The following is a 13,088-nucleotide window of genomic DNA, read 5'->3' on the forward strand; positions in this document are numbered from 1 at the left end:
CGCTGTTACTCGCTCGACAGGAGTTTGGCCAGACCCTGTTCCAGTCTATGCGCCGAAAACGAGCTGAGCCGTCCGTCGAGACGTTGAGAAACGGGTTTCATTGGGCGATTCTGTCGCATCTTCAGCAGCTGCGCCAGTGCGTGGTGAGTAGGAAGAAGAGAGTGACCAGTTCCAGTAACGGAGCGTTGTCTGCGCCTTGGCCACCGCAAGAAGTTCATAGGTCTCGGACAGATACGCGAACTGTGGATGAAGTTTGCCGTCATCCAGTTTGAGTGGCCGGCGCAGCGCATGCCAGAGACGCGCCAGGTAAGGTCGTTTAAGCCCCGTTGCTTTGCAAAGGACAGCGAGACCTTCACCGCCCGCATCGCTCAAGATCTTCGCGATCGTTACTGGCTTCACGCCAGCCAGAAAACCGATTTCCTGCGCGAGTTCAGGCGTAAGCCCCTTCTCTGCCGCGACTTCGACAGCGTGCTCCAAGCTATCATAGGGGCTTTTTTCGATGGCGGCGCGGTTTCTCTGGCGCCGCTCAATCAGCTGAAGTGTCTTGCGGGCGACCGGGTCTGACCAGTTTTCCTGGGCAGCCACAGCAAAGACGTCCGAGCAAAGGTCGACAAGTTCGAGACGATCGGCGGCCTGCCTTTGCAGGATTATGCGACGGGTCGCGCCATCTGCCCACCAGAACATTGCCATGGCCTGACTTGGAATAAGCTCAAGACGCTTGATCAGCAGTGTTGTCAGGCCTTCCACAGTGCGCGAGTGCTGGACGAGAAGGTCCATACCGCGTTCTGAAATCTCGGCGCCCTTGTTCTGAAGAAGTGCCTTCAGGACCGCCGGCTCCTCGCGCTGGCAGAGGGCTTCGGCAGCGCAAGGGTCGATACGTTTGCGCTGGGCGATCAAAAGTCTGTGATCAAGTGAGGTTTCGTCTGCGATGGTCGCGAGGTCGGCCGCGTCGAAACCCTCATTCACCTCGAGAATCGGACGCGCGACCTCAAGGTCGGACATGGCGAGGTAACGCATCAGGCGACGCGGGGCTTCCTTGTTGACCTGTAGACGCTCTGCGCAGAACCGACGGTCATCCGGCGACGCGTGAAACAGCATTTCAAGAAGGATGTCGCCGCCCATTGAGCGGTCCTGCGGCGCCACCGCGGTCGCCGGCAGCGCCACGAAGTCGATAAGCCGCCGTAGCAGCAGCCGTCTGGCGCGCCCGTTCAATGCACCTTCGGGCTTGCGCGGTTCGTCTTCCGAAATCTCTTCCAATGCTGACATTGCCGCCTGTTCGCTCAGTGTCGTTCAAGCTCTCAGATTGCCAGCCTCAGGTTAACAGCGCGTTTGACGTATCAGACGTCTTCGATCTCCGGCGCCTTGCGCACGGGATGGGAGAAGAAAAGCAGTATGGAAACGGCCAGCATCGCAACCGCCAGCATGAAGACACGGCCGAAATCGGTGCCGCTTTCGAAAACAGCCATTGATGCGGGGAGCTCGCGGCCAAGTATGTCCGGCATGAGATGTACTGTTACGGCACCCATCATGAGCAGCGCCGAAAGCGCCGCACCGAACCGCCTCGAGGCTGGAATCAGCAGGAAGACGCAGAGCAGAAGCTCGAACACAGCAACGACGACCCGCCCGGTCGGCTCAAGCAGCGCGACCCCTGTCTTGTTCGCCATGGTCTGGAAAATAACATTATCCCCCGGCCGGTCGAACAGTTTGACAAAGCCCTCGGGCGGGTCTGGCAATGGGTGCACGGTCGCGTTGACGTAAACAAAGATCAGGAAAACCGCGAACAGCCAGCTGAGAAGCAGGCGCAAGGCAAACATCAGATTCTCCCGGAGGGTGGCGATAGTGCCGAAGCATAGTCAGCGTTCGCCTTACCTCAATGACAGGTCTGACGTAAGGCGACATTGAAACTGCGAATGCAGCCAACAGGGGAAAAACGCTTTTCTGAGGGGCCGCAGACAGTAAGGTCGCCCCTTCGCCGACAGGGAAACGGTATCACGTATGAATGAAGACGAGCGCCAGCTGGAAAGTCGCGGCGAAGACCGCACCGGTCAGGTGAAGTCGCCGGTCAGCGGCCTGGATAGCGCCACAACGGCGGGCGCCTCGGTCGAGTTCACAGCGCGCAGCCTGTTTACAAGGCGTACCCATCGGCGCGTCAGATCAGAGCTTCCAGCCTATCTATTGATCCAGTGTAGCTGGTTCACCGCGTTCGGCCTCCAGATGGTGCTGTTCCCTTACCTCATCACCAACCGGCTTGGTCTTGATGGGACCGAACTGGGCCTCGCCAACATGGCGCTGTCAGGCCCCTCGGTCATCTTCCTTCTGCTTGGCGGTGTCATTGCCGAACGCGCATCGGGCAAATCGCTGCTCATGCTGCTTCACCTCATGGCGGCCGTCCCGGCAGCGATTCTTGCCTTCGTCCTGGCGACCGGCAATCTCGCCTATGGCTATATGATCATCTATGGCGTCGCGATGGGAACGGTGGGCGCATTCATGATGCCTGCGCGCGATTCCATCATCAATGAAGTGGTCGACCGTCGCGCCCGCGTCGGCTCTGACGTTACTCTTCAGCAGGGTGTCGCCTTTGCCACGATCGCGCAGTTCGCGGCCCAGATTTGCGGCCTCATCATTGGGGGCTATGCCGACAAGCTGACCCGGATGCCGGACTGGCTGGGCGGTTTCTCCGTGGGCCCCATTCCCAGCTGGGAGCTTCTCGCCTTTCAGGCCATCATTGTCGGTCTAGGCGCTGGGTTCGCGCTGTTTCTCGCCCATGGCCGCAGGGTCAAGACTGGTCGCTCGGGCCTCGGCGCCGCCTTCGGCGACATCAAGGAAGGCTTTCAGGTCGTCAGTGCCGATGGAAAGCTTTGGGCAATGACCGTGCTCATGTTCGGGGTCGGCATTTTTGTTATCGGCTCCTTTCTCGTCGTTCTGCCGATTATCAACCGCGACATTTACGGCCTGTCGTCCGACGGCATTCGCGACATGTTCGTGACCTTCTGGCTCGGTGCGTTCGTCTCTTCGGTCACCCTCTCTCTCTTCAGGCACATCAAGCGGCAGGGCCGCCTTCTTCTGACCGCCCAGCTTCTCGGCTCGCTTGCCATCCTCATCATGCTGGCTAAGCCGCCGCACTATGTCTTTCTCGGCATTGTCTTCGCCTGGGGCCTCGCCGCGGGCATCTCCATCGCGATGAGCCGTTCTATCGTTCAGGACGCTGCGCCGAAGAACCATCTCTCCCGCGTTCTCTCCATCTACCAGCTTGGCTTCATGGCCGGTGCCCCGTTTGGCGCCGCCCTCATGGGCTGGCTGATCGACTTCTTCCCCGAGCAGCCCCAGCGCGTGGCGGTAGTTCCAGCGCTTGGCATGACCCTCCTCATCGCCTGGATGGTGGTCCGCACGCCGATCTGGAACATGAAGCATAAACCCGCCGCCGAAGGGTGAGGACAAAAAAAGTCTGCGGAGCCCATCTGACCAGAATTTAATGCGCTCCCCTAGACGGAAAAGACGCTGCGGTCCGTCCAAGCCTGTACCGACCGGCATTTAAGCGCCGGCGGGCAAGCTTGAAAGGATTTCAGATGAGCTCTCTTACCCCCCGGCAGGCAGCTGGGTGCATTGCAGCGTGCACCTTGCTCCTGGTCTCCGCCTGCGCAGGCCACCCTGACGGCCATGCCGGCGGCCCCCAGGGCCCAGGTCCGCGCCAGGTATCTGGCCCGGTTGCCCCGCCAACTGCACTGCTCTTCACTGGATTTGACGAGAACGGGGACATGTTTGTGAGCGAAGCAGAGTTGCATGCCGGGCTGAATAGCGCCTGGCCGACCTTTGCTGATGGTGAACATTCTACATCGACATTATCGCTGGATAACTGGCTGGAACGCGCACTCGGCTCAGCGGATACGGAGCTCTCGCCGATTGCTTTTGACAGCAATATCGACAGCGTCATATCGCGCCGCGAATTTGATGTGCGCTTTGCTGCCGTTTTTGAAAGGCTGGATAAGGACGAGAATGGTGAGCTCACGCGAGCGGAACTTTTGTTCACGCCGGCACGAGCCAGTCGGCAAAGCTCAAGTCAGTCCGGCGGTCGTGCCCGTGAGGGCCGACCGCGCGGACGCCCCCAGCGGCAATAGATAAATTCGCCAATTGGAGAACGAAGACGTAGAACCGGACGGGCCGCTGACGCCGTCCGTCCGGTTCCTGAATGAGGGCGATCAGCCGCCCTTCTTGGAAATCCACTTGAAGGACGGGTCCTTCCACCATGGGAAGAAGCTCGGCATGTCCTTGGAGACAGAGCCTTCATACTTCGCGGGGCGCTTTTCGAGGAAGCTCATCACGCCTTCCTTCGCGTCGGCAGACTGGCCGCGCTCATAGATGGAAGCTGAATCGACGATGTGAGCGTCCATCGGATGCTCTGCACCCAGCATGCGCCACATCATGTGACGGGTCACCGCGTTTGAGACCGGCGCTGTGTTGTCAGCGATTTCACGTGCGAGTTCCCTGGCGCGGGACATGAGGTCCGCCTGCGGCACGACCTCTGAAACAAGACCACCGGCGAGGGCTTCGGCAGCCGGGAAGACGCGGCCGGTATAACACCATTCCAGCGCCTTGGAGATACCGACGAGGCGCGGGAGGAACCAGCTGGACGCCGCTTCCGGGTTGATGCCGCGCTTATTGAACACGAAGCCGAAGCGAGCATTGTCCGAAGCGATCCGGATGTCCATTGGCAGTTGCATCGTCACACCGATACCGACGGCCGCGCCATTGATCGCCCCGATCACCGGCTTCAGGCTTTCGAAGATGCGCAGGGTGACGCGGCCGCCGCCATCGCGCTGAATGTCTTCCTTGTTGGTACGGCCGGCTTCGCCAGAGTCAGCGCGGGCATCATAGTCGAAGGTCTTTGCGCCCTCGGAAAGGTCGGCGCCGGCACAGAAAGCACGTTCGCCCGATCCGGTGACGATGACGGCCTTGATGTCGTCATCCTTGTCGGTCTCGTCGAAGGCGGCGATCATCTCCTGCATCATCTTGCCGGTGAAGGCATTCATCTTGTCAGGGCGATGCAGGGTCAGCACCGCAATGCCGTCTTCCTTCTCCAGTTTGATCTGTTCGAATTCCTTGATCACGGTCGCGCTCATCGGACGTGTCTCCCTTTTTGACTGCGGTTTCGCCAGCCAGTGAGGCGAGGTTCCCCCGCGTTCGTCAAGCGCGATTTCAATAACGTGCCCTTGCGAAACCTTTGGGCGCCGACTTGCGCCACCGAGCCCCATATGCTCTTCAAGAGTGCGCAAAACTGTACGATAACAGGGCGATGGGGGACGTTGATTATGCGGTTTGTATTCTTGTTTATGGCGATGACCGGACTGGCGGCCACGAGTTCGGCACAGACAGTCTGGGGCATTGAAGCCTATAGCGACGTTTGCCGGGTCGCTCTGATTGAAGATGACAACCGGATCGGACAGGGCATCATCGATCATCTTGATGAAGGCTGCCGTGTCGGACCGTTTGAGCGATATGCTGTAGGTAATCGCGGCGAGGTTCGTTTCCTCGGCGCAAGTGGTGACATCCTGATGTCGGTCATGCCCGACGGCCCTGGCTATGAAGGGTATGTCGGCGATGGAGAGCCGGTGACAATGACCGTCATGAGTAACGACGGTGCTAGACGCTATTCTGCACCGGAACGGCCACGTCCTCTGGCAAGACCACATCGCGCACCGGCGGGCGTCAGCAAACCGGCCGCGGCAGACTGCGTGCGCTATTACGACACCGGTCAATGCGCGCAGGATCACGATCTCGGTCTGCCGGGTAGCCGGTTCGATCTTTTGCCCATCGAGACCCGCGCGCGGATGAACAAGCGCTTCATGGCGAGCCTCAACTCCTCGATCGAAGGCCAGATTAATGCTGGCGTCTGCGTGGAGGTGCGCAACTGCACCGAGCGCATGATTGACGATGAGATCTGGTGCGAGATCGACCATGATGGCGACTGGTCCTGGATCCTGAAACAGGATGCGCAATTCGTATATGCTGGTGCCGGTTGCGGCTGAGCTTACCGGGACGGTTTGCCTGATCCATGCACGCCGGGACGATCTGGCGCTGCTGGCTGTTCTGGACTTCAGTCCGGAGCCGGGCAAGGTTTGAGCAAATCGATGCGTCCAACACGTATGAAGACGGTTGGGCGTCCCATCATCCGAGCTTGAGCCATGCCTGAATTTGCCTCCCCCACCACAATAGCGGCGCCCGCCTTCGTGCTGGCGGTGATCTGGGAATGGTGGGCGGTGAAATCGGGCCGCGCGGGCGGACGCTATGAGACGAAGGATGCGTTTGCCTCCATGGCGATGGGGATCGGCAATCTGGTCGTGAACACGATCACTGGCGCCATCGCCCTCTGGATGATGATGCTGGCCTGGCCCTATCGGATTATCGAAATCCCGGTCACCTGGTGGAGCTTTCTGATCCTCTTCGTGGCTTACGACTTCGTCTATTACTGGAAGCATCGCCTCGCCCACCGCGTGCGCTGGTTCTGGATGGAGCATGTCACGCACCATTCTTCGACCCATTACAATCTGACGACGGCGCTGCGTCAGCCCTGGTTCGGCCCGTTCACCGGCCTCATCCTGCTTGGCCTGCCGCTGGTGCTGGTGGGCTTTCACCCGCTTTTCATCTTCTTCGCGGGCGGTCTGAACCTGCTCTACCAGTTCTGGATCCATACTGAAGCCATCGGAAAGATGCCGCGCTGGTTCGAGGCGGTGATGAATACGCCGTCGCATCACCGGGTCCATCACGCGACCAATCCCAGATACCTCGATGCCAATTATGCAGGCGTCTTCATTGTCTGGGACAAGATGTTTGGCAGCTTTATCGAAGAACGCGAGGACGACCGCCCGATCTATGGCATCGTGAAACCGCTGGGCAGCTATAACCCCGTCCGTATTGCCTTTCATGAGTTCGGCGGACTTTTGAACGACTGTCGGCGCGACGGGTTCAGACCTGACCGCTGGGTGTGCCGGGCATTCAATCCCCCGGGCTGGAGCCCTGACGGCCAGCACAATCGAAGCGAAGACATTCGGGCCGCCTGGGCAGAGGCGCAGCAGTCGCGGCCGCAGGCCCTGAGGGACTGACGGCAAAAGCGACCGGTTTTTTTGAAAGCCTTGCGACTAGCCGCTATCAAAGGCGAATGGCACGCGCGCGTCTGTTCGCGAAAGCGTGGATTCCCCGACCTTGAAAATGAAGCAGGCAGGTCGAAAGCGCTTCACGCATGTGTCTGGCTTGAGCGCCACCAATAGGGAGAGCCAGGGCTGGTAAGGGGTATGCCCCCTCCAATCAGTTCTGACGGGCGCGATATCTTCGTAAACATCAACGATAATGAGCCGCCCATGACGCGAAACCGCGAGAGCAACATGACCGCGGATGTCGTCCGGCAGGTCTGCGCGCCACCTCAGATAAATCGCAACATCGTGCAGGAAGACCGGCCAGAGCCAGACCGGCAGAAGGCTGAGTGTGCGAAGGATGAAGGCGCGGTTCATGTCGATGATTGGACCACGGTCTGGCCGCTGTCGGACGAATTTATTCTGTCCATGAAATCAGTGCGGAAGGAGGGCCGGGTTTCCGCAACGTTGGGCATGGACGCATGAGGCCCGCTTGCTAGAAACCTCATCAACGACACGACGCCCGACAGTCATGGCCCGAGGCGCGCCCATACGCACGAGGAGAGGACCCCCGCATGCACCCTTTTCATTTCGCAAAGTCGAAGCCGAACCATCCCGCCTATATCATGGGAAGTTCCGGTGAGACCGTTACCTTCAAGCAGCTGGACGACCGCTCGAACCAGATCGCCCACCTGCTTCGCGAACACGGTATCAATCCGGGTGATACGATCGCCATCTTCGCCGAGAACAGCGCGCGCTATTTCGAGATTGCCTGGGCCGCGCAGCGTGCAGGTCTCTACTATGTGTGCATCTCTTCGCGCCTGACGGCGCCGGAAGTTCAGTACATCGTCGAGGATTCAGGCTCCAAGGTGCTGATCGCATCGGCGAGCCTCAGCTCTGTCGCGGCAGAAGTCACTGCGATTACAGAGCTTGAAGCCTACTGGTCCATCGATGGCGAAATCGTGACCTATCAGAAGCTTGAGGACCTTGTCGCAAAGAAGCCGACCACGCCCATCGCTGATGAGATGATGGGCACGGACATGCTCTATTCGTCTGGCACGACGGGACGTCCGAAAGGTATCCGCCCGGCGCTCGAACTGGGTATGCCGATCAATGAGCCGAGTGTGCTCGTCCAGCTCGCCCAGCTGCTGGCCAAGGCGCAGGGCGACGACATGGTCTACCTGTCGCCTGCTCCGCTTTATCATGCGGCCCCGCTGCGCTGGTGCATGTCCTTCACGCGCATGGGCGCGACGCTGGTCATCATGGAAAAGTTCGACCCGGAAAAGTATCTGGAGCTGGTCGAGAAGTACAAGGTCACGCACACCCAGCTAGTACCGACCATGTTCGTGAAGATGCTGAAACTGCCCGAAGAGGTCCGCACCAAGTATGATGTCTCGTCGCTGCGCGCCGCCATCCATGCGGCAGCCCCCTGCCCTGTGCCTGTCAAGCAGCAGATGATCGAATGGTGGGGTCCTGTGATCGAGGAGTATTATGCCGGGTCTGAGGGCAATGGCATGACCTGGATCAATTCGGAGCAATGGCTCCAGCACAAGGGCTCGGTCGGCCTGCCGGTCATGGGCGAGCTCCATATCTGCGACGAGGAAGGCAATGAGCTGCCCGTCGGCGAAGCTGGCACCATCTATTACAGCGGCACGACCCCGCCGAATTATCATAACGACCCGGAGAAGACGAAGGGCGCACTCAACCCCAAGCATGCTGACTGGTCGACGCTGGGCGATGTTGGCCGGCTCGACAAGGATGGATTTCTGTACCTCACCGACCGCAAGGCCTTCATGATCATTTCCGGCGGTGTGAACATCTATCCGCAGGAAGCCGAAAACGTGCTGATCACGCACCCGAAAGTGGCGGATGTCGCCGTCATCGGTGTGCCGAATGACGAGTTTGGCGAAGAAGTGAAGGCGGTTGTCCAGCCTGCCGAGGGCATTCCAGCCGATGAGGCGCTGAAGGACGAACTACTTGAGTTCTGCCGCTCACAACTCGCAAAGATCAAATGCCCGAAGACGGTCGATTTCGACCCGGCCCTGCCGCGTCACCCGACCGGCAAGCTCTATAAGCGTCTCGTCCGCGACCGCTATTGGGGCAAAAGCGATTCGACCATCGTCTAGAAACGGTGTGGCTGGGGTGTCCTAGATGCCCCAGCTCGCCGGATCGTCGATTGGCTGTTCCGCCAGAAGGGCCTGCATCCCCTTAACGACGCGGATCACATACCAGACGATCGCGGCCAAGATGATCAGGATGCCGATGATGATGATCGTCAGCACGGCGCCAACCACCATGAAGAGCAGCATCTTCCAGAAAATATTGATCTGGTTTTCATAGTGCGAGCGCACCAGCGGCGAGGCGCTATCCTTGCCGACATAAGCCATGATGACGCCAACAAGCGCCGATACCCCGATCAGGAAACTGCAGAGATAAAGAATATAGACCAGGTTGGCATTGCCCTTCTGGCCCGGATCTACGGTGACAACAGGGTCGGACACGGCAGAACCTCAGGCGGCTTAAGCGGGCGGTGATGTCAAGCTGTCGGTCGGGAGCGCCATTGGCAAGAGCTCTTTCAGTTCGCCGGGGCAATTGCCGTCAAACTGCCTCCCCTTGCGCCAAGGCTTGCAGATCGCGTCCAGTTTTCGCAAGAGTACCCGCCAACAGGCATTCCAATATCTGAGGAAGGAAACACACAAAATGGCTGATCCAATGAAAGTGCACTACAACGACCTGGAATCGATTGCCGGCAAGGAAGTCGGCGTCTCTGACTGGGTGACGATCGATCAGGACCGCGTGAACAAGTTCGCCGATGCAACCGGCGACCACCAGTGGATTCACGTTGATGTGGAGCGCGCGACGAAGGAAATGGGCGGCCCCATCGCGCACGGCTTCCTGACGCTGTCGCTGCTGCCGATGCTCGGTGCGCAAGTGATGCGCATCGAAGGCACGACGCGCGGCATCAATTACGGCTCTGACAAAGTGCGCTTCACGAATATGGTGCCTGTCGGCTCCAAGGTACGCCTGCGCCAGAAATGCCTCGCTGTTGAGGATAAAGCCGGCGGCAAGCAGACCCGTATGGAAGCCACGATTGAAGTCGAAGGCCAGGAGCGCCCGGCGCTCGTCGCTGAAACGCTGACGGTCGTCTACGGCTAGGCCTGAAAATCAGGTGCAATGACAAGGGGCTGGCGGAGTGATCTGCCGGCCCCTTTTTCGTGATTTTCGTCCTTAGAGGCACAAGTCTTGCAGACTCTGACGTTGAATTGCTGCACAGTTTTTGCGGTAACGGCATCGCACGGGCAAAAAAGAAAATTGCCTCGCAGTGCCTGACTGATGTTGAATAGCCTTTCGGCTGCTTCTTTCAAAAAGGGTTCCAAGCCATGCTCGTGAAACCAAAGTCCCTTTTCCTGTCGACCTCGGCCCTCGCCCTGCTCGCCCTGCCTGTCATCGCGCAAGGATCGATGCCGCGATTTGGTGCGATCGATGAGGCCTTTGCTGGTGATGGTGTCTGCAGCGACCCACGCTTTGAAGGCCCGGGCATGGCCGAGACGCCTTCAGAAGATGCGATCATGAGCGATGCGGGCGACTGTGTCGTCGCCTGGGAAGCCGGTGAGATCACGCTGATTGAGGTCGAGGCGGACGTGGAAGACGCCGCTGATGAGGTGATGGACGCGGACACTGAAACCGAGGTCGACGCTGAAGCAGGTACAGAGCCCGAATTGGAGGGCACGGTAGACCCCGCAGACGCAGAAGCTGCTGATGACGTCGTCGAAGAGACTGACATGGAGGCTGAAGGCGAAGCTGAAGCGGAAGGCAAAACGGCTGAAGGCGAAGCGGACGTAGACACAGACGCTGAGCTGGATACTGGCGTCGATCTTGAAGAGGCTGCAGGCGAGACCGAAGCAGACGCGGAGATGGAAGTCGCCGCCGATGATGAAGCTGAGACTGCCGAAACTGAAGAAGCTGTCGAAGCGGAGGATGTAGCTGCCGCCGACGACGTGGACGCAGAGGGGATGGAGCCGGACGCCGTAGCTGTAGTGGAAGAGGAAGTTCCCGCCCCAGAAGAGACCTCGGTCGAAGATGACGCCGCTGCGGAAGAAACCGAAGCGGCGGACCTCGATACTGAAGTTGAGACAGATGCTGAGAATGACGCAGACGCCGAGGCTGACGCTGAGATCGATCCGGCCGCCAACGAAGATGATGTTGCTGCCGGGGGAACAGAGGATCCAGCGCCTGATACCGTTGAGGCATCGGAAGCCGGCGACGCAGTGACCATGGATGAAGCGGCCGCCGAAGACGAAGAGGCCCTCGAACCAGTTGAGACAGACGAGACGGCTGGCGAAGACGAGGTGATGGCTGAAGATACGGTAGACGCCGCTGAAGCCCCGGTCGAAGACGCGGCAGACCTGGCAGACGACGCGCCTGTAGAGGCCGAAACTGAACTGGACGCTGATGACGCGGCAGATGAGGTCGACGCTGAAGCGGCAGAGGGCGAGACGGACGTCGCTGCACCTGCAGAAGACGCCGTCGAGGCCGCCGCCGAGGAAACCGATCCCCTCGAACCGGCTGAGACGGAAGCGGACGCTGAGGCTGAGGCTGAATTGGACGCTGGCGCCGAGGCTGATGTCGCGGAGGATACGTCCGCCGACGCAGCGCCGGACATGACCGCCGACCCTGCTAGTGATGAGGCGGCCGAGGTCGAAGACGCCGCCCCTGCCGAAACTGAAGACGAAGCTGTATCAGACGACGCTGCCGAGACTGAACCAGCAGAAGCAGCGCCAGTCGAGGATGTTACCGAGGACGCGGAACCTGTCGCCGATGCATCCGAAACGGACGAAACCGTGTCTGACGACGCAGCCGCTGAGACTGCGCAGGCTTTGCCCGTCACACCTGCTGATAGCGGTATCGATTTCGGCGATGATACCAGCGAGTTTGCCATGGACGGCGAGTGCGATGATGCCCGCTTCACCGGCGAAGGCATGACATCCACAGCGCTGATCCAGGACGATATCGGCCGCGACGCCACCGATTGCCGCGCGGCGTTCGAAGCAGGTCGGCTGGAACTGCGCGATGCGGCAGCCACCGCCATGCCGGGTGCAACTGAAGCGCCTGTCGCACCTGCGGTGCCGGAAGAGGAAGCAGAGACCGCTCCGGCGGCGTCTACGGCAACCACCCCACCGGCCGAAGATGATGTAACACCGCCGGCTGAGAGTTCGTCGTCAGGCGATAACATCTCCTTCAACGGGATCAATTTCGGCGACAATACCAGCGCGTGGGCAAATGATGGCGAATGCGACGACCCCCGCTTTGAAGGCGATGGGATGACGCAGACGCCGCTATTGGCCGAGGACGCCTATCGTGACGCGAATGACTGCCTCGCGGCCTGGCGAACGGGCGGCCTTCGCATCGCTGAGGAATAGCCGGTCTTGAGCAACATGTCGCCAGAGGCTGTTGAAAGCGGCCTTCGCCCCCATATCTCGACTAACAGATATCGAGACAGGAGTTGAACGACATGCTGCCCCCAAAGCCTGCTGACAATTTCAAGCGCGTGAGCCGTTCGGAGAAGGAATGGCGCGAACTCCTCACCGATGAACAGTATCGCGTGGGTGTCAGAGACGGGACGGAGCGCGCCTTCTCGCCCGGCAACCACAATGATGAAAAGCGCGATGGCATGTATCATTGCGTTGGGTGCGACACGCCGCTCTGGTCGTCGGAACACAAGTTCGACTCTGGCACGGGCTGGCCAAGCTTCTACAAGCCGGTGCGTGAAACCGCCGTTGACACCAAGACCGACTTCAAGATGATCATGCCGCGCAAGGAGTGCCATTGCGCGACCTGCGGGCTCCATATGGGGCACGTCTTCAAGGATGGCCCACCGCCGACCGGCGAGCGCTGGTGCATCAATGGTGTCGTGCTGGAATTCAAGCCCGCCTGACGCACAGATTTCTGGACAGCAGCAATGTA

General features: G+C 59.7%; 13 protein-coding genes. 8 read left to right on the forward strand and 5 right to left on the reverse strand.

The genetic code is table 11. The annotated features are described in order from the left end of the window. Positions 1–45: 45 nt before the first annotated feature. Positions 46–1,266 (reverse strand): DUF2336 domain-containing protein, encoded by a 1,221-nt coding sequence (locus D1224_RS12455; RefSeq protein WP_119380293.1) that lies wholly within the window; start codon positions 1,264–1,266, stop codon positions 46–48. Between the two features lie 71 nt (positions 1,267–1,337). After that, positions 1,338–1,814 (reverse strand): hypothetical protein, encoded by a 477-nt coding sequence (locus D1224_RS12460; protein WP_119380294.1) that lies wholly within the window; start codon positions 1,812–1,814, stop codon positions 1,338–1,340. Positions 1,815–1,995: 181 nt separating this feature from the next. Here D1224_RS12460 and D1224_RS12465 point away from each other — a divergent pair, with 181 nt between their 5' ends. Then, positions 1,996–3,432: an MFS transporter gene (locus tag D1224_RS12465; RefSeq protein WP_119380295.1), complete on the forward strand. Its 1,437-nt coding sequence runs from the start codon at positions 1,996–1,998 to the stop codon at positions 3,430–3,432. A 329-nt stretch (positions 3,433–3,761) separates the two neighbouring features. Continuing rightward, positions 3,762–4,115, forward strand: coding sequence for a hypothetical protein (locus tag D1224_RS12470; protein ID WP_147372385.1), 354 nt, complete (start codon positions 3,762–3,764; stop codon positions 4,113–4,115). Between the two features lie 81 nt (positions 4,116–4,196). Here D1224_RS12470 and D1224_RS12475 read toward each other — a convergent pair whose 3' ends face one another. Continuing rightward, positions 4,197–5,117, reverse strand: a complete 921-nt coding sequence (locus D1224_RS12475) for a crotonase/enoyl-CoA hydratase family protein (RefSeq protein WP_119380379.1) — start codon at positions 5,115–5,117, stop codon at positions 4,197–4,199. 189 nt (positions 5,118–5,306) lie between these two features. Here D1224_RS12475 and D1224_RS12480 point away from each other — a divergent pair, with 189 nt between their 5' ends. Further along, entirely contained in the window at positions 5,307–6,023 is a 717-nt protein-coding gene (locus tag D1224_RS12480; RefSeq protein ID WP_147372386.1) for an SH3 domain-containing protein, read from the forward strand. Between the two features lie 156 nt (positions 6,024–6,179). After that, on the forward strand, positions 6,180–7,097 hold the full coding sequence (locus D1224_RS12485; RefSeq protein ID WP_119380298.1) for a sterol desaturase family protein: 918 nt from the start codon (positions 6,180–6,182) through the stop codon (positions 7,095–7,097). Positions 7,098–7,133: 36 nt separating this feature from the next. On the opposite strand, the gene D1224_RS16335 is transcribed toward D1224_RS12485, so the two are convergent. Next, positions 7,134–7,502: a hypothetical protein gene (locus D1224_RS16335; protein WP_147372387.1), complete on the reverse strand. Its 369-nt coding sequence runs from the start codon at positions 7,500–7,502 to the stop codon at positions 7,134–7,136. Between the two features lie 197 nt (positions 7,503–7,699). Here D1224_RS16335 and D1224_RS12495 point away from each other — a divergent pair, with 197 nt between their 5' ends. Beyond that, positions 7,700–9,250 carry an acyl-CoA synthetase gene (locus D1224_RS12495; RefSeq protein ID WP_119380300.1) on the forward strand — a complete coding sequence of 517 codons (1,551 nt, stop codon included), beginning with the start codon at positions 7,700–7,702 and terminating at the stop codon, positions 9,248–9,250. A 21-nt stretch (positions 9,251–9,271) separates the two neighbouring features. Here the strand turns inward: D1224_RS12495 and D1224_RS12500 are convergent, their stop codons facing one another. After that, a complete protein-coding gene (locus tag D1224_RS12500; RefSeq protein ID WP_119380301.1) occupies positions 9,272–9,625 on the reverse strand; it encodes a DUF4870 family protein in 354 nt (117 codons plus the stop codon). A gap of 199 nt (positions 9,626–9,824) precedes the next feature. Between D1224_RS12500 and D1224_RS12505 the strand changes: the two genes are divergently transcribed. The 3 genes from D1224_RS12505 to msrB all read left to right on the forward strand — a co-directional run bounded on the left by D1224_RS12505 (position 9,825) and on the right by msrB (position 13,059). Further along, a complete protein-coding gene (locus D1224_RS12505) occupies positions 9,825–10,280 on the forward strand; it encodes a MaoC family dehydratase (protein ID WP_119380302.1) in 456 nt (151 codons plus the stop codon). A gap of 224 nt (positions 10,281–10,504) precedes the next feature. Next, the gene (locus tag D1224_RS12510; protein WP_119380303.1) at positions 10,505–12,544 is read left to right on the forward strand and encodes a hypothetical protein; all 2,040 of its coding nucleotides are present in this window, start codon (positions 10,505–10,507) and stop codon (positions 12,542–12,544) included. A 92-nt stretch (positions 12,545–12,636) separates the two neighbouring features. Further along, positions 12,637–13,059 carry a peptide-methionine (R)-S-oxide reductase MsrB gene (msrB, locus tag D1224_RS12515; RefSeq protein ID WP_119380304.1) on the forward strand — a complete coding sequence of 141 codons (423 nt, stop codon included), beginning with the start codon at positions 12,637–12,639 and terminating at the stop codon, positions 13,057–13,059. The last annotated feature ends 29 nt before the right edge of the window (positions 13,060–13,088 follow it).

This window comes from Henriciella barbarensis (assembly GCF_003576345.1).
GTDB lineage: Bacteria > Pseudomonadota > Alphaproteobacteria > Caulobacterales > Hyphomonadaceae > Henriciella > Henriciella barbarensis.